The organism is Falsigemmobacter faecalis (genome assembly GCF_003863335.1).
GTDB lineage: Bacteria > Pseudomonadota > Alphaproteobacteria > Rhodobacterales > Rhodobacteraceae > Wagnerdoeblera > Wagnerdoeblera faecalis.
This window is the reverse complement of sequence record NZ_RRAZ01000029.1, coordinates 1-15,347: the sequence shown is the minus strand read 5'-3', so window position 1 is coordinate 15,347 and position 15,347 is coordinate 1. Positions and strand designations below refer to the sequence as shown.

General features: G+C 64.6%; 16 protein-coding genes and 1 pseudogene. 11 read left to right on the top strand and 6 right to left on the bottom strand.

What is annotated here, in order from left to right; translation table 11 throughout:
* Position 1 precedes the first annotated feature (1 nt).
* The 9 genes from pgl (at position 2) to EG244_RS16135 (ending at position 8,012) form a co-directional block, all read left to right on the top strand.
* Positions 2-673 (top strand): 6-phosphogluconolactonase, encoded by a 672-nt coding sequence (gene pgl / locus EG244_RS16175; RefSeq protein ID WP_124966221.1) that lies wholly within the window; start codon positions 2-4, stop codon positions 671-673.
* 3 nt (positions 674-676) lie between these two features.
* The gene (gene pgi / locus EG244_RS16170; RefSeq protein ID WP_124966220.1) at positions 677-2,314 is read left to right on the top strand and encodes a glucose-6-phosphate isomerase; all 1,638 of its coding nucleotides are present in this window, start codon (positions 677-679) and stop codon (positions 2,312-2,314) included.
* Positions 2,315-2,390: 76 nt separating this feature from the next.
* Positions 2,391-3,017, top strand: a complete 627-nt coding sequence (locus EG244_RS16165) for a response regulator (protein WP_124966219.1) — start codon at positions 2,391-2,393, stop codon at positions 3,015-3,017.
* A 99-nt stretch (positions 3,018-3,116) separates the two neighbouring features.
* Positions 3,117-3,521: a universal stress protein gene (locus EG244_RS16160; protein WP_124966218.1), complete on the top strand. Its 405-nt coding sequence runs from the start codon at positions 3,117-3,119 to the stop codon at positions 3,519-3,521.
* A 62-nt stretch (positions 3,522-3,583) separates the two neighbouring features.
* Positions 3,584-4,210, top strand: coding sequence for a CDP-diacylglycerol--glycerol-3-phosphate 3-phosphatidyltransferase (gene pgsA, locus EG244_RS16155; protein ID WP_124966217.1), 627 nt, complete (start codon positions 3,584-3,586; stop codon positions 4,208-4,210).
* Positions 4,207-4,458 carry a molybdopterin converting factor subunit 1 gene (gene moaD / locus EG244_RS16150; protein ID WP_124966216.1) on the top strand — a complete coding sequence of 84 codons (252 nt, stop codon included), beginning with the start codon at positions 4,207-4,209 and terminating at the stop codon, positions 4,456-4,458. Before pgsA ends, moaD begins: the two co-directional genes overlap by 4 nt.
* A gap of 3 nt (positions 4,459-4,461) precedes the next feature.
* Entirely contained in the window at positions 4,462-4,923 is a 462-nt protein-coding gene (locus tag EG244_RS16145) for a molybdenum cofactor biosynthesis protein MoaE (RefSeq protein WP_124966215.1), read from the top strand.
* Between the two features lie 112 nt (positions 4,924-5,035).
* Positions 5,036-7,315 carry an NADP-dependent malic enzyme gene (locus EG244_RS16140; protein WP_124966214.1) on the top strand — a complete coding sequence of 760 codons (2,280 nt, stop codon included), beginning with the start codon at positions 5,036-5,038 and terminating at the stop codon, positions 7,313-7,315.
* A 94-nt stretch (positions 7,316-7,409) separates the two neighbouring features.
* Positions 7,410-8,012, top strand: coding sequence for a glutathione S-transferase (locus tag EG244_RS16135; RefSeq protein ID WP_124966213.1), 603 nt, complete (start codon positions 7,410-7,412; stop codon positions 8,010-8,012).
* On the opposite strand, the gene yddG is transcribed toward EG244_RS16135, so the two are convergent.
* Complete coding sequence (gene yddG / locus EG244_RS16130; RefSeq protein ID WP_124966212.1) at positions 7,973-8,878, bottom strand: aromatic amino acid exporter YddG; 906 nt, start codon at positions 8,876-8,878, stop codon at positions 7,973-7,975. The genes EG244_RS16135 and yddG overlap by 40 nt on opposite strands.
* A gap of 133 nt (positions 8,879-9,011) precedes the next feature.
* Here yddG and EG244_RS16125 point away from each other — a divergent pair, with 133 nt between their 5' ends.
* A complete protein-coding gene (locus EG244_RS16125) occupies positions 9,012-9,473 on the top strand; it encodes a thioredoxin family protein (RefSeq protein WP_124966211.1) in 462 nt (153 codons plus the stop codon).
* On the opposite strand, the gene EG244_RS16120 is transcribed toward EG244_RS16125, so the two are convergent.
* From EG244_RS16120 to EG244_RS16100, 5 genes are all read right to left on the bottom strand, one after another.
* Positions 9,470-10,717: an NAD(P)/FAD-dependent oxidoreductase gene (locus tag EG244_RS16120; protein WP_124966210.1), complete on the bottom strand. Its 1,248-nt coding sequence runs from the start codon at positions 10,715-10,717 to the stop codon at positions 9,470-9,472. The two genes, EG244_RS16125 and EG244_RS16120, sit on opposite strands and share 4 nt — an antisense overlap.
* Positions 10,714-11,676 carry an ornithine cyclodeaminase family protein gene (locus EG244_RS16115; RefSeq protein ID WP_124966209.1) on the bottom strand — a complete coding sequence of 321 codons (963 nt, stop codon included), beginning with the start codon at positions 11,674-11,676 and terminating at the stop codon, positions 10,714-10,716. Before EG244_RS16115 ends, EG244_RS16120 begins: the two co-directional genes overlap by 4 nt.
* 172 nt (positions 11,677-11,848) lie before the next feature.
* Positions 11,849-12,322 carry a VOC family protein gene (locus tag EG244_RS16110; protein WP_124966208.1) on the bottom strand — a complete coding sequence of 158 codons (474 nt, stop codon included), beginning with the start codon at positions 12,320-12,322 and terminating at the stop codon, positions 11,849-11,851.
* Between the two features lie 41 nt (positions 12,323-12,363).
* The gene (locus tag EG244_RS16105) at positions 12,364-13,158 is read right to left on the bottom strand and encodes a VOC family protein (protein WP_124966207.1); all 795 of its coding nucleotides are present in this window, start codon (positions 13,156-13,158) and stop codon (positions 12,364-12,366) included.
* A 31-nt stretch (positions 13,159-13,189) separates the two neighbouring features.
* Positions 13,190-13,915, bottom strand: coding sequence for a DUF1428 domain-containing protein (locus EG244_RS16100; RefSeq protein ID WP_124966206.1), 726 nt, complete (start codon positions 13,913-13,915; stop codon positions 13,190-13,192).
* A gap of 430 nt (positions 13,916-14,345) precedes the next feature.
* On the opposite strand from EG244_RS16100, the pseudogene EG244_RS16090 reads away from it, so the two are divergent.
* Positions 14,346-15,347, top strand: a pseudogene (locus EG244_RS16090) (hypothetical protein); the annotation flags it as partial.

Here is a 15,347-nt window from a genome sequence, read left to right as displayed (position 1 = left end):
CATGGAATTTATCGAATACGCCGATCGTGAGATGCTGTTTTTGTCGCTGGCCAATCAGGTGGCTGGTGAGTTGGGGCAGGCCTTACGCTCTGCCGGGCGCGCGAGCTTTGCGGTGGCGGGGGGCAGCACGCCGCTGCCGCTTTATGATCTGCTGTCGGCGGTGGAGCTTGACTGGGAAAACGTCGCCCTCATGCTGACGGATGAGCGCTGCGTGCCGGAAGATCACCCGCGCTCCAACCTGGGTCAGGTGCGCAAACGGCTGGTGCGGGCAGCGGCCTCTGCGGCAAAAGTGGTGCCGCTTTATCTGCATGCCGCGGGAGAGACGGGCCGGATTGAGCGGATTGCCGAGGCCGTTTCCACCCGTCTGCCGCTGAGCACGGTGGTGCTGGGCATGGGCGAAGATCTCCATATTGCCAGCCTTTTTCCCGGCTCGCCGCAGCTTGCCGGGGCGCTTTCGCCCGCCGCTCCGCCGGTGATGGAGATGAGCGTTCCGGGCCAGCCGGAAGGGCGCATCACCCTCAGCCTGCCGGTGCTGCGCGATGCGATGAACATTCATCTGGTGATCCTGGGACACGCCAAACGCGAAGCCTTTGAGAGTTCAAAGGGTTTACCACCAGAGCTTGCGCCGGTGAGGGCAATCGCAGAGAATGCCACCGTCCATTGGGCGGAGTGATTTATGCTGAACGACCAGTCCTGGCGGAATTTATCGCAGGCCGCGCTGAGCCGGAAGGACAGCTCGATACAAGATCTTTTTGAAGCGGGGGGCCGCGCGGCGCGTTTTTCAGCGCGGCTGCCCTATAGGGATGACAATATTAACTCTGAGATGCTCTTTGATTTTTCAAAGACGCTGATCGACGATGAGGTGATGGCGCTTTTGCTGCGCATGGCGGAGGAGTCGGGCCTTGCTGCGCGGCGCGACGCCATGTTCACCGGCGCGCGCATCAATGAGACCGAAGGCCGGGCCGTGCTGCACACCATGCTGCGCGGCACGCCCGATCCGACGCTTCCCAAAGCAGATATCGCTGCGATGGAGGCCACCCGTTCACGGATGGCGGCGCTTTGTGAGGCGGTGCGCAGCGGGGCCTATTCCGGTCCCGGCGGGCGGTTTACGGATATCATCAATATCGGCATCGGCGGCTCGGATCTGGGCCCGGCGATGGCCAGCATTGCGCTGTCGCCTTTCCGCACCGGACCGCGCACGCATTACCTCTCGAATGTGGATCCGGCTCATGCCAACTGGATCCTGAGCGAGATGAACCCGGCGCGCACCCTGGTGCTGATCGCCTCAAAGACGTTCACCACCTCTGAGACCATGGCCAATGCCCGCATTGTGCGGAACTGGCTGCTGACGGCGGTGGCGGATCCGGCCGCGCAGATGGTGGCGATTTCTTCGGCCGCCGATAAGGCCGGGGAATGGGGCATTCCGCCCGAGCGGGTCTTTGGCTTTGGCGATTACATCGGCGGGCGCTATTCGGTCTGGGGTCCGGTCGGGCTCAGCCTGATGCTGGCCGTGGGGCCCGAGCGGTTCAACCAGTTCCTCGCCGGGGCGGCCCATATGGACCACCATTTCCGCACCACGCCTTTTGCACAGAACCTGCCGGTTCTTCTGGCGCTGAGCGGGGTCTGGCATGCCCAGGGCTGTGGCTATCCGACCCGCGCAGTTTTGCCTTATGATCAAAGGCTTGGGCGGCTTCCGGCCTATCTTCAGCAGCTGGAAATGGAGAGCAACGGCAAGCGCGTCGCCATGGACGGCTCTGATCTGCCCTGCGACAGCGGCCCCGTGGTCTGGGGGGAGCCTGGCACCAATGGACAGCACGCCTTTTATCAGCTGATCCACCAGGGCACCCGGGTGATCCCCTGCGAGTTTCTGGTCGCAGCGCGGGGCTGTTATCCCGAGCAGCAGGCCCAGCACCGTCAGCTGATCGCCAATTGCCTCGCGCAGGCCAAGGCGCTGATGGCCGGTCGCAGCCTTGATGAGGCCCGCGCCCGGATGGCCGCCGCCGGTCTGACCGGTGCTGAGCTGGAGCGGCAGGCGCGCCACCGCGTTTTCCCGGGCAACCGTCCCTCTGTGATGCTGGCTTATCACCGGCTGACGCCCTTTACCCTTGGCATGATCCTCGCGCTTTATGAGCATCGGGTCTTTGTGGAGGGGGTGCTTCTGGGCATCAACAGCTTCGATCAGTGGGGGGTCGAATTGGGCAAGGAACTTGCCCTGACCCTTGAGCCGATGCTGTCGGGCGACACCCGCGATGACGGTATCGACGGCTCCACGCAGCAGCTGGTGCGTTTCATGCGGAGCGAGAGCGCCGAATGAATTATGCCCCCGGGGTTGAACCTGAGGCCTGTGCCGTTAAAGTGTTGCAATCGGGGCGTGAGGAAGGAAGTGCGGGATGGCTGTGATATCACTGCTGGTGGCGGATGATCATCTGCTGCTGCGGGACACGCTTGTCGCGCTTCTGAATGCCCGAGGCGGCTTTGCCATGACCACCGCCGCCACGCTGGAGGAAAGCCTTGCGGCGATCCGCAGCCAGGGCACCTTTGATGTGGTGCTGCTGGATTTCGTGATGCCGGGGATGAACGGGCTGAGCGGCGTGGCCGAAGTAGTGGCTGCCAATGAAGGCGGCGCTGTGGTGGTGATGTCCGGCAATGTCGCGCGCAGCACCGTCGATCAGGCATTGCAGGGCGGCGCGCGGGGCTTTGTGCCGAAGACCCTGTCGCCCGCGCAGCTGGCTGAGGCGCTTCTTGAAGTGGCCGAAGGCGGCGTCTGGCTGCCGCCGGACTATGACCGCGATGCGGCGGCGGTCGTTCTGCCGGGGCTGACGCCCCAGGAGACGCGGGTGCTGCGCTATCTTTGTGAGGGGCTTTCCAACAAAGAGATTGCCCGCGAAATGGATCTGACCGAGATCACCATCAAAACCCATATGCGCTCTGTCTGCGTGAAGCTGGGCGCGAAGAACCGCACTCAGGCGGCACTGATCGGTGCGGCGCGTCTGGCACAAAGCGACGCTGCGGGCTGAAGGCTTCTGCACGCGCGGGTGGTTCCCGCGCGCTTTGATCCCGATCAAAGTCAGTCTTTAGCGGATCTGCTATGAAGGATCCGTAAACAGGAGCTGATGATGTATAAAAATATTCTCGTCCCCGTCATTCAGGACCATGAAACCACCATTGCCTCCTCGATGGCGGCGGCGCGGGTGCTTTGCGCGGAGGGCGGCAGGATCACTCTGCTGACCGTGCTGGCCGAGATCCCGACCTATGTCTCGCAATATCTTCCGCAGGATCAGCTGCAGCGCAATCTGACCGATGCGAAAGAGGCGCTTGAGGCCGAATTCGCAGGGCAGGGCGTCAGCGTTGAGGTGCGGGCCGGCCATGCGGCGCAGACCATCCTCGATGTGGCAGAGGCCGATGCCCATGACTGCATCGTGATCGCCTCGCACCGTCCGGGGCTGCAGGACTATTTTCTTGGCTCAACCGCTGCGCGTGTGGTGCGTCATGCGCAATGCTCGGTTCACGTTCTGCGCTGAAATCCCGCAGGGGGGCGTCAGGCCCCCTTCCCGTTCCGTGTTGCTTGGGCTATCCCTGTGCCATGCGGTGGACGGTTCCTAACATTCTGACGACCCTGCGCCTGCTCGCCGCCCCCGGCGTAGCGGTGATGTTCCTTTATTTTAACCGCCCCTGGGCCGACTGGCTGGCGCTGGCACTTTTTGTGACCGCCGCGCTGACCGACTTTGTCGACGGCTATCTGGCGCGGGCCTGGAAGCAGGAAAGCCGCTACGGCGCCATGCTCGATCCCATTGCGGATAAGGCCATGGTGGTGATCGCGATCATGGTGATCACCGGCTATTCCGGCATGAACCCCTGGCTGATCCTTCCGGCGGCGGTGATCCTCTTCCGGGAGGTCTTTGTCTCGGGCCTCAGGGAATATCTCGGCGCAAAATCCTCACTTCTGAAGGTCACGCGGCTGGCGAAGTGGAAGACCACGGCGCAGATGGTGGCGATTGCGGTGCTGTTTCTGGCCACCGGTCTGGCCTATCTGGAGGCCGGGCAAAGCCCGGTCGCGGGTGAGGGCGAAGTGCCCCCGGGCCTCAGCTATGCGGCCCTTGCCAATTGGGCGGGTCTGGCCCTTATCTGGCTGGCGGCCATTCTGACCGCGATCACCGGTTTTGACTATCTGCGCAAGGCTGCGCCCTATCTGAAAGACGATCCGCAATGACGCTCGATCTGCTCTATTTTGCCTGGGTGCGCGAACGCATCGGTGAGGCGCGGGAGCGGGTGGAGACGGAGGCAGCAACGGTGGCGGACCTGGTGGCGGAACTCGCCGCCCGCGAGCCGCGCTATGCGCTGGCCTTTTCGGACCTGACGGCGCTTCGGGTCGCGCTGGATCAGGAACTCTCTGAATTTCACGCGCCGCTGAGCGGTGTGCGCGAGGTGGCCTTTTTCCCGCCGATGACGGGGGGCTGAGCCATGTCGGTGCGGGTGCAGGCCGAAGCCTTCGATCCGGGCGCTGAGCTGAACGCCTTTTCCGCCGGGGTCTCTGCCTCGGGTGCGATCGTCAGTTTTTCCGGCGTGGTGCGTGATGTTGAGGGCGGCCTCAGCGTCATGGAGATTGAGCATTATCCCGGCATGACCGAAAAGGCGCTGGAACAGATCCGTGCTGAGGCCATGGCCCGCTGGGATCTGGAGGCGGCTTTGGTCATCCACCGTCACGGGCCCCTGCGCCCGGGCGAAGTGATTATGATGGTGGTCACGGCGGCACGGCACCGGGTGGCGGCCTTTGAAGCGGCTGAATTTCTGATGGATTACCTGAAATCCCGCGCGCCGTTCTGGAAAAAGGAAGTCAGCGGCAGCGGGAAATCCTGGGTCGCGGCAAAGGATGCCGATGAAGAGGCGCTTGCGCGCTGGGCGGGGCCGACGGACGCTGCGTAACCCTGTGGCGTTCACGTAAACTTCACGCTTTTGCGGAAGAACCTGTCGGAAATTCGATATACACCCCTGCCTGAATATAGTTTAGCCTTAAACAAAATCTCCGGAGGGGGCTATGGAAGAAAATCGCCACGAAAATCTCCGCCAGGCGGCGCTGGACTATCATGAGTTTCCCCGGCCGGGCAAACTTGAGATCCGCGCGACCAAGCCCCTGGCCACCGGCCGCGACCTGGCCCGCGCCTATTCGCCGGGCGTCGCAGAGGCCTGCCTTGAAATTAAGGCCGATCCCTCGACCGCGGCGCGCTATACCTCGCGCGGCAACCTGGTGGCGGTGGTCTCCAACGGCACCGCCGTTCTGGGCCTTGGCAATATCGGCGCGCTGGCCTCGAAGCCGGTGATGGAGGGCAAGGCGGTTCTCTTCAAGAAATTCGCCAATATCGACTGCTTCGATATCGAGGTGAATGAGAACGACCCCTATAAACTGGCCGAGATCGTCTGCGCCCTTGAGCCGAGCTTCGGGGCGATCAACCTTGAAGACATCAAGGCCCCCGACTGCTTTATCGTGGAAAAGATCTGCCGCGAGCGGATGGGCATTCCGGTCTTTCATGATGACCAGCACGGCACCGCCATTGTGGTGGGCGCTGCGGCGACCAATGCGCTGCATGTCTCGGGCAAGCGCTTTGAAGATATCAAGCTGGTCTCCACCGGCGGTGGTGCTGCGGGCATTGCCTGTCTGAACATGCTGCTGAAACTGGGCGTGAAGCGCGAAAACGTCTGGCTTTGTGATCTTCATGGTCTGGTCTATGAGGGCCGCAAAGAGGATATGAACCCCCATAAGGCCGCCTATGCGCAGCCGGGTGGTCCGCGCAACCTTGGCGAGGTGATCGCGGGTGCCGATATGTTCCTTGGCCTTTCGGGTCCGGGCGTTCTGACCCAGGACATGGTAAAGTTGATGGCGCCGCAGCCGATCATCTTTGCGCTGGCAAACCCGACCCCGGAAATCCTGCCCGATCTGGTGCGCGAAGTGGCGCCGGATGCGATTATGGCCACCGGGCGCTCGGATTTCCCGAACCAGGTGAACAACGTTCTGTGCTTCCCCTTCATCTTCCGGGGCGCTTTGGACGTAGGCGCAAGTGAGATCAATGATGAGATGCAGCTTGCCTGTATCGAAGGCATTGCCCAGCTGGCCCGCGCCACCACTTCGGCTGAGGCCGCTGCCGCCTATCACGGTGAGCAGATGACATTTGGGCCGAACTATCTGATCCCGAAGCCTTTTGATCCGCGCCTCATGGGGGTGATCGCCACCGCCGTGGCCGAAGCCGCGATGCGGACCGGCGTGGCCAAGCGTCCGCTGGCGGATGTGGCGGAGTATAAGCACAAGCTTGATGGCTCGGTCTTCCGCTCGTCGATGATTATGCGCCCGGTCTTTGAGGCCGCCCGCACCGCCTCGCGCCGCATCGTCTTTGCGGAAGGTGAGGATGAGCGGGTGATCCGCGCGGCCCAGGCGATCCTTGAGGAAACCACCGAGGTGCCGATCCTGATCGGTCGCCCCGATGTCATCGCCTTGCGCTGTGAGCGCGCCGGTCTGCCGATCCGTCCGGACCGCGATTTTGAGATCGTGAACCCGCAAAGCGACAGCCGCTACCGCGATTACTGGGAAACCTATCACCGGTTGATGGAGCGGCGCGGCGTCACCCCCGACACCGCCCGCGCGGTGCTGCGCACCAATACCACCGCCATCGGTGCCGTCATGGTCCATCGCGGCGAGGCGGACAGCCTGATCTGCGGCGCTTTCGGGCAATATCTCTGGCATCTGAAATACGTCCAGGAAGTGCTGGCCCGCGACGGGCTGCGCCCGGTTGGCGCGCTTAGTCTGATGATCCAGGATCAGGGGCCGCTGTTCATCGCCGATACTCAGGCCCATGCCGAGCCGACCCCGGCGCAGCTTGCGGATATTGTCATCGGGGCCGCGCGCCACGTGCGCCGCTTTGGTATCACGCCGAAAATCGCGCTCTGCTCGTCGTCGCAGTTTGGCAACCTGAATACCTCTTCGGGTCTGCGGATGCGCGAAGCTATGGCGCTGCTGGATGCCATGTCGCTCGACTTTGAATATGAGGGCGAGATGACGGTCGATCTGGCGCTGGATCCGGATCTGCGGGGCCGGGTCTTCCCCTCGGGGCGGATGGAAGGTGCCGCCAATGTGCTGGTGTTTGGGTCGACCGATGCGGCTTCGGGCGTGCGCAACATTCTGAAAACCCGCGGTGATGGTCTGGAAGTCGGGCCGATTCTCATGGGCATGGGCAACCGGGCGCATATCGTGACGCCCTCGGTCACCTCGCGCGGGCTGCTGAACATCGCGGCGCTGGCCGGGACGCCGGTTGCAAAATACGGCTGAGGCCGCTTGCACCTGTCGCAGGGCCTGCCATCATACCCCCGCCGTAACCACGGCGGGGGTTTTTCGTCCCGCCCGTGCCACTCAGAGGACTGCCATGCGTCTCTTCTACTCTCCGACCTCGCCTTATGTGCGTAAAGTTATGACGGTGCTGCATGAAACCGGCCAGCTGGCGCAGGTGGAGCTGGTGACCTCGGGCGGTACGCCCTATGAGACGGCGGCGCGGCCGGCCGCCTCGAACCCGCTTGGCAAGGTTCCGGCGCTGGAGCGCCCGGAGGGGCCGGCGCTTTACGACAGCCGCGTGATCACCCGCTATCTCGACGCCCGCGCGAAGGGCGGCCTTTATCCCGAAGGCGAGACGCTTTGGGAGGCGCTGACCCTGGAGGCGACGGCAGATGGCATCCTCGATGCGGCGCTTTTGATGGTCTATGAGGGGCGTCTGCGCCCGGAAGACAAACATGTGCCCGAGTTTGTCGAGGCGCAGTGGGTGAAGATCGACCGCGCCCTCGCCGCGCTGGAAGAGCGCTGGATGGCGCATCTGCACGGGCCCTTCGGCATCGGCCAGATCGCGGTGCTTGCGGCGCTTGGCTATCTGGATCTGCGCCATGCGGCGCGCGGCTGGCGTGAGGCCCGCCCGGAGCTGGCGGCCTGGTTTGACGCTCAGGCGGCGCGGCCCTCTTTTGCGGCCACCGCGCCCTGACGCGGCTTACGCCCGGCGCGGGCTGCAATGACCGCGCCGAGCGTGATGAGACAGGCGGCAAGCCCCACCATGGCCGTCAGCTCTACCTGGCCGGTCAGCCACAGGCCAAAGGTGGTCAGCAGCGGTGCGGCATAAGAGGCAACGCCCAGCAGCTGGATATCGCCGCGCTTCACGCCGATATCCCAGACGTAGAAGGCCAGCCCCACCGGACCGGCACCGAGCACCGCCACCGCAATCCAGCCGGTGCTGTCGGCGGGCCAGGCGGTGTCTTCAAAGCCCAGGTGCAGCAGGGCCGAAAGCACCGCCGTCCCAAGGCAGTAAAGCGCCACCGCCTCTGTCGGCACCCCGGCCATGCGGCGCGAGCCGAGCGAATAAAGCGCCCAGGTGATCGCCGCCAGAAAGGCCAGCAGCAGGCCAAGCGCCGCCCCCGGCTGCGCCTCTGATGGCGCGCGGGTGACGACGATCAGCACCGCGCCGGCAAAGCCCAGCAGCGCCCCGAGGATATGCCCGCGCTTCAGCCGCTCTCCCGGCAGCAGCCCTGAGAGCAGCACGATGAACAGCGGCCAGAGATAATTGATCAGGCTCGCCTCCACCGGGGCCGCCAGCCGCAGAGCTGAGACGTAAAGCGCGTGATAGCCGAACAGACCTGCTGTCCCGAAAGCCAGCGCCGACAGGCTGATCCCGCGCAGCTTGCCCAGCGAGCCCGAGACGATCAGCCAGCCCATGCCCAGCACGCCGCCGATCCCGAAGGTCAGCGCATTCAGCAGCATGGCCGGAACCGGCTGCGACAGCACCGTGAGGGCCGCCAGCGAGGCCCAGAGCAGGATGGCAGTGGTTCCGATCAGCGTGGCCTGGGGTCGTGTCATGACGGTCCTTTTCAGCACTCTCGCGCAGACTTTTGCCGGTTACACGGTTTTGTTTCCCCGGCCGGTTGCAACCCTCTGGCATTGCGGGCAGGGCTCGGTCAATCCTGTGTTAGCGGGGATCGGAGAAAGCGCAATGGAGCAGGCAAAAATCACCTGTCTGACCTGCCGTCAGATTAACAGGCTGGCGGTTGAGAAACTGCCCGGCAAGCCGCGCTGCGGAACTTGCGGGGATCCCCTGATCACCGGGGGCGTGGCGGAGCTTGATCCGGTCTCGCATGACAAGGCGATCCGCAATGATGAAGTGCCGATCCTGGTGGATTACTGGGCGCCCTGGTGCGGTCCCTGCCGGACCATGGCGCCGGAGTTTCTGCGCGCGGCCAAAAGTCTGGCGCCCTGGGTGCGGCTGGCCAAGCTGAACACCCAGGATCACCCGGCCATCGCCACGCGCTCGCGCATTCAGGGCATTCCGCTGCTGATCCTTTATCACCGCGGCAAAGAGATGGGCCGTCTGGCGGGCGCGCGTCCGGCCCGCGATATCGTGGCCTTTGTGCAGACCACGCTTGAGCCGCCCGCACCAGCCCCGAAGAAGGGCTAAAAGCGGTCCGGCGCAAAGCGGGCCATGGGCACCGGCGGGGTCTCTCCGGCCATGTCCGCCGCGATCATCTGTGCGGTGATCGCTGAGGTGGCAAAGCCGATATGGGCATGCCCGGTCGCCACCCAGAGATTGCTGAGCCGCGCCGCCCGCCCGATCGCCGGAAGCCCGTCCGGCAGCGAGGGGCGCATCCCGCTGCGCGGCGCTGTGGTGGCGGCAGCCGTGATCCCCAGCACCTGCCTTGCACCCTCCAGCGCGGCGGTGATCTGGCTCAGATCCGCTGCCCGGCCGGGCAGGGTCAGCTCTACCCCGCTGGAGACCCGGATCCCCTCGCGCATCGGGGTCATGACAAAGCCGCGCGCCACGTCATAAACCGGCCGCGACAACCGCAGCGTGCCCTGCGGCAGATGGGCCGACCAGCCGCGCTCGGCCACCATGGGAAGCTTCAGCCCCAGCGGGCGCAAAAGGGCCGCACTCCAGGCTCCGGCGGCAATCACCACCGCTTTACTGCGGATCTCGCCCGCGCCTGTGCGCAGCACCCAGGCCTCGCCCTCGCGGTGAAGCTGTGTCAGGGCCGCCTGAAGGAAGGCCCCGCCAAGGCGTTGATACTGCCGGAAATAGCTCAGGCCGACCTCCTGCGGGCTGTCGACGGAGAGGGCGCTGTGATAGTGCAGCGCGCCCGCATAGACCGGGGCCAGATCCGGCTCCAGCGCCTGCACCGCCTCGCGTGAGAGGCGGTGCACCGGGATGCCCAGCCGCTCCATCAGGCGCATCTCGCCTTCCTGAGCCGCGCCCGGGGGGCTGCGGTAGAGTTTGGTCCAGCCGGTGGCGCGGAAATGGCTGCCCGCGCCGGACAGATCCGCCAGCCGCAGATGCGCGGCGCTGGCCGCCGCGGTCAGGGGGGCCAGGGCCCCGGCGGTATCGGTGACGCTGCGGGCATTGGCGCGGGCCAGAAAGCGGATCAGCCAGGGGCTGAGGCCCGGAAGATCGCGCAAAGCGAAGCGCAGCCCCGGATCGCGCCGGGTCAGATAGCGCGGCAGCGCCCGCCAGAGGCCCGGCCCCGACAGCGGCAGCACCGAGCCCGGCGACAGCACGCCCGCATTGACGCGGGAGGCGGCATCACAGGGCGGGGCCGGATCGATCAGCAGAACCTCGCGCCCGCGCAGGCGCAGCTCAAGCGCCAGGGCCACGCCGATGATGCCTGCCCCGGCGATAATGACATCGGGGCGCGCCGGATGCGGGCTCATCGCGGAAGCTCCATCCCGAGCCCGGCTTCGCGGGCCAGCGCCTCAATCCGCGCGGCAAGCGCGAGATCGCAAAGCGGCGTCCCGGCAAAGAGCAGCGCGCGGCGTCCGTCCGGGGGGCTCAGCCGGGCGGTCAGCAGATCACCTATCTCGCCGTCAAAGGGGCCGCCGTCCAGAAGTTTGCCCTGTTCGATCAGCGCTTTGCTTTGGTCGGTGTCATCGGTCACCACAAGATCAAAGGCCGCGCGCCAGGGTGCCTGATGCCAGCTGCGCCCCAGATCGACCGCCGAGACAAAGGCGCGCTTCGTCAGCCAGCGCGGATCGAGAAAGGGCTGAAGCTGCGGGGCAGGCGGGACAGAACTGACCACCACATCCATCTCCCGCACGGCCGCTTCCGGTGTTGGTGCCATTTCGGCCCGCAGGCCAAGCTCGTGCACCCTTGCGGCAAAAGCGTCACGAGAGGCGGCACCGCGCCCGAAGATCCGCACCCGCTGCAGCCCCGGCAGCGCCAGCAAAAGCGCATCCAGATTGGCATGGGCCTGCAGCCCGCAGCCGATAAAGCCCGCGCTTTCGCTTTGGGGATCGGCCAGATGCACGGCGGCAACCCCGGTGCAGGCGGCGGTGCGGGTGGCGGTGATCCAGCCCGCATCAAGGATCGCGCGCGGCAGGCCCGTGGCCGCATCGCTCAGCACGATCACCCCGTTGATGGCGGCAAGCCCCGCTGCCGGGTTCCCCGGGCAGACCCCCACCCATTTCACCCCCGCCAGCCCGGGCGCTTCCAGCATCCCCACCATGGCCATGGCCACATCGCTGCCCTGCAGTGCCACGGCGGTTTTTGGCGCCATCCGCGTGCGGCCTTCGGCCTTCAGGCGAAAGGCCTGCGCCACCGCATCGCGGGCAAGCTGCGGATCAGGACGCAGGGCGGCGATCGCAGCAGAGGAGAGATAAAGGAGCGGCGTCATGGCAGGGTCGGTCCCGAAAGAAAGGCCCTCCGGGCTTAGGCGAGTGACGGCGCTTTTGCGACGGCTCTCTCACCTTATGAAGCAGTTTCAGGACGGGTGTGGCCACCGCAGCACCTGCGCGTCAGGCAGAGTGCCATTCTTTCAGGCAGCGGCTGCGCCCCACCGGGGTCGCTCAGCCCCGCACGGCGGCTTCAATCGCCGCGACGTCGATCTTTTTCATGCGCATCATGGCGGTAAAAGCGCGCCGGGCCTCTGCGCCGCCGCGGGCCAGAGCCTCAGTCAGCACCCTGGGGGTGATCTGCCAGGACAGCCCCCAGCGATCCCGGCACCAGCCGCAGTCGCTTTCCTCGCCACCGTTTCCGATGATCGCCTGCCAGTAGCGGTCGGTTTCTTCCTGACTGTCCGTGGCGATCTGAAAGGAAAAGGCCTCGCTGTGGCGAAAGACCGGGCCGCCGTTCAGGCCAATGCAGGGCAGGCCCGCGACGGTGAATTCTACCGTCAGCACATCTCCGGCCAGGCCGGAAGGGTAATCCGCAGGGGCATGATGCACCGCCGTCACGCGGCTGTCGGGAAAGACCTCTGCGTAAAACCGCGCGGCCTCTTCGGCGTCGTGGTCAAACCAGAGGCAGATGGTGTTTTTGGGCATGGCGCGCTCTCTGCTGATGTCCTTGCCGGGGGCACCCCCGGCTATTTGTCTTTGCCGATCAGGGCAAACCAGGCCCCCTGAGGATCCTGCGCCACAGCGATAAAGGCGGGGCCGGGCACTTCCATCGGGCCGTGATGCACCTGCCCGCCTTCTGCGCGGATGACCTCAATCGCCTTCGTTATCGGAAGATCGCTGCCAAAATAGGGCAGCCAGACAGAGGCCGGAGCCTCATCAAGGCCCATCATGGCACCGATATCGCGACCCTCATGGCGGAAAAGCTGATAGTCGCCCGCCTCGCCCATTGGCATGGCTTCTCCCCGCGTCCAGCCAAAGAGCCCGGTGTAAAAGCGAAAGGCCGCCTCCGGATCAGCGCTCATCAGCTCATTCCACTGCGCATGGCCCGATGCGCCCGCGCTGAAAGCCCCGCGACCGGCCTCGGCCTTTGCGCGGTCGCTTTCGGACATATTGCTCATATCAGGCTGCAGGAGGCCAAATCGGGCACCCTGCGGATCGCGCACCACGGCAAAGCGGCCGGTGCCGGGGATATCTGCCGGGGCCTGCAGGATCTGCCCGCCGGCCTGGGTGAGCGCTGCGGCGCTGCGGTCACAATCCTCCGCCGCGAAATAGATGAGCCACTGCGGCGGGCTGTCGGGTCGCTCTGCGAGGGGCATCAGGCCGGCCACCGTGTCCTCACCGCTGCGCGCAAGGCGGTAGTCAATGCCCGTCATCCCGCTGTCGCTGATCTGCCAGCCCAAAAGACGGCTGTAAAACTTTGCCGCCGCCTCCGGATCCGGGGTGCCGAGTTCATACCAGCAGGGTGTGCCCTGAAAGCCCATTGACGCCTCCTTTTGCACGGGCCGCGTGCCTTCAGCCGCGGTCGGAATCGTAGATCACCTCAAAGCCGCCCCAGATCATCCGCTGCGGATCAAAGGGCATCTCTCCATAGCGCTCTTCGCCGTTGCCCGAGGACATGGCAGAGGTCGCAGCATCGCAGGTTTCGCGGTCCGCCCAGGCGGTCCAGCTGAACAGCGGCACCTCACCGGGCCTGGCCAGAGTGGCGCGCCAGAAATCGGTCTTTTGTCCATGCGGGACATCGCGGCCCCAGGTCTCAACGGTGCCCAGACAGCCATTGGGGCGGAACTCCTCCTCCCAGACCCGGCGGGCAAGGGCGGTATAGCGCGCCTTTGCACTCTCCGGCACCGCAAGCACAAAGCCCTGAAGCCAGCCCATCCCGCGGTCCGTCCCCGCGGTGAGAATGGCCTCAAAAGTGCCCATAATCATGCGGCTGCCGTCAAAGGGCATCTCAGGAAGCGCGGCCATAGCGGGATCTGCGGCCATCGCCTCCCAGGCAGTGGCAGCGGTGGCGGCGTCAGGCCATTCGACGAAGGAAAAGGCCACGGCCTCCTCTTCAGTCGCCTGCACAGCACCGGGCAGATCGTTAATTTTGCCTTTCGGGATATCCACGCCCCAGGCCTCAACAATGCGCCTTGCGCCCTGCTTTCGGATCAGTGGCCAGGACGCCCTGCTCAATTCAAGATAAGCCGCCCTGCTGGTCAGAGGCACGGCGATCAGCGAGCCTGTGTAGCAGTTCATCCTGCCCTCCTCCGGTCAGATGTCGTCAGGGAAAGACTGCGGACAGCGCGACTGAAAATCAACTGAGTCCCGCGCTGGCGCAGCGAGGCAGGCGGGGTTTGGCGCATCCCGAGGGGCCCCGGGGATTGGGCGGCCCGAAGGATCCGGCTTTCCTCGTGCTGTTGCAATGAAACGGGCCTGCCCGCCAGCGATCATGCGATACGGGGGGTGTCAGGTGGTCTGGGGGGAAACCTTAGGTGTTTGATCCCACGGTTTGATGGTGAGATCTTTTCAAGGGAATGGAAGGATGTCCTATGGGACAAATTCGTCATGGAAGCGCCACGATCGAGCCATGGCATGCCACTGATTCGAGTGACCATGGCGAGGGCACGCCGTCAGAGCAGCAATACTGAGGGCTTGCCCGCCATCGGCTCAACGGCAGGCTTGAGTGCTCGCGGAGTTGAGCCGGGAGCTCGGAATAAACTCCAGGACAGTCGCCAAATGGCATAAGCGAGCATCGGTTGAAGATCAGAAAACGGGGCCAAAGGAGCCCCGTTCGACCGTTCTGACCGAGGGAGAAGAGGCTATTGTGGTGGCCTTCCGACGCCACACTCTTCTTCCGCTGGACGACTGTCTCTATGCCCTCCAGCCCGGCATCCCGCATCTCAGCAGATCGGCACTTCATCGGTGTTTGCAGCGCCACGGGATCTCAAAGCTGGAGGATGTCAGCGGCGATAAGCCCAGGCGGCAGAAGTTCAAGCGCACCCTGATCGGCTTCTTCCACATCGACATAGCCGAGGTGCAAACGGCGGAGGTATGAGGAGGATCAGCAAACGATCCAGGGGATCGTTTGCCCGACGATTGGCTGTATCTCTTTGTGGGCATTGACAGAACCAGCAGGTTCGCGGTGACCCAACTGGTCGACAAAGCCGATCGGAAAACCGCCTGGGAGTTCCTCGAACATCTCCTCAAGGCCGTGCCATATCGGATCCACACCCTCCTCACTGACTGCGCCATTGAGGCGCCATTGGCTCAAGCCCAATGGCGAAGGGGATCCAATTCGCAGATCAGCCGCGCAACAGAAACCAGGTCTGGTCCCGCCCCATGCGCTTCGACATGATCTGCGAAGCGCATGGTATCGAGCATCGGCTGACGAAGCCCAACCACCCCTGGAGTTTGGAGAATCAGAAAACAGTCCGGGTATGAGCAGGGCAAGCATTTGATCCGGGGGATCAAATACCCTGCGGTTGGTTTTCCCGACAAACGGTCAGGTCGAGCGGATGAACCGAACGATCAAAGACGGTGAAGCAGATCAGAAACCGAGCCGGGGGATCGTTTTCCTGCTGAACGTCAAGCGCTTCCATTATCAGGATCATCAGCAACTCAGGGCGCATCCCGGCGACGACATGGCCGCCTATAACTACGCCCGCCGGCTGAAGACCCTGAACGGCCT

Bases quoted from the DNA above. Each gene is read 5' to 3' on its own strand.
- EG244_RS16140 (WP_124966214.1), top strand. From the start codon at position 5,036: ATGGAAGAAAATCGCCACGAAAATCTCCGCCAGGCGGCGCTGGACTAT.
- EG244_RS16115 (WP_124966209.1), bottom strand. From the start codon at position 11,676: ATGACGCCGCTCCTTTATCTCTCCTCTGCTGCGATCGCCGCCCTGCGT.
- EG244_RS16135 (WP_124966213.1), top strand. From the start codon at position 7,410: ATGCGTCTCTTCTACTCTCCGACCTCGCCTTATGTGCGTAAAGTTATG.
- EG244_RS16125 (WP_124966211.1), top strand. From the start codon at position 9,012: ATGGAGCAGGCAAAAATCACCTGTCTGACCTGCCGTCAGATTAACAGG.
- EG244_RS16120 (WP_124966210.1), bottom strand. From the start codon at position 10,717: ATGAGCCCGCATCCGGCGCGCCCCGATGTCATTATCGCCGGGGCAGGC.
- pgl (WP_124966221.1), top strand. From the start codon at position 2: ATGGAATTTATCGAATACGCCGATCGTGAGATGCTGTTTTTGTCGCTG.
- moaD (WP_124966216.1), top strand. From the start codon at position 4,207: ATGACGCTCGATCTGCTCTATTTTGCCTGGGTGCGCGAACGCATCGGT.
- EG244_RS16105 (WP_124966207.1), bottom strand. From the start codon at position 13,158: ATGGGCTTTCAGGGCACACCCTGCTGGTATGAACTCGGCACCCCGGAT.
- pgsA (WP_124966217.1), top strand. From the start codon at position 3,584: ATGCGGTGGACGGTTCCTAACATTCTGACGACCCTGCGCCTGCTCGCC.
- EG244_RS16165 (WP_124966219.1), top strand. From the start codon at position 2,391: ATGGCTGTGATATCACTGCTGGTGGCGGATGATCATCTGCTGCTGCGG.
- EG244_RS16110 (WP_124966208.1), bottom strand. From the start codon at position 12,322: ATGCCCAAAAACACCATCTGCCTCTGGTTTGACCACGACGCCGAAGAG.
- pgi (WP_124966220.1), top strand. From the start codon at position 677: ATGCTGAACGACCAGTCCTGGCGGAATTTATCGCAGGCCGCGCTGAGC.
- EG244_RS16100 (WP_124966206.1), bottom strand. From the start codon at position 13,915: ATGAACTGCTACACAGGCTCGCTGATCGCCGTGCCTCTGACCAGCAGG.
- yddG (WP_124966212.1), bottom strand. From the start codon at position 8,878: ATGACACGACCCCAGGCCACGCTGATCGGAACCACTGCCATCCTGCTC.
- EG244_RS16145 (WP_124966215.1), top strand. From the start codon at position 4,462: ATGTCGGTGCGGGTGCAGGCCGAAGCCTTCGATCCGGGCGCTGAGCTG.
- EG244_RS16160 (WP_124966218.1), top strand. From the start codon at position 3,117: ATGTATAAAAATATTCTCGTCCCCGTCATTCAGGACCATGAAACCACC.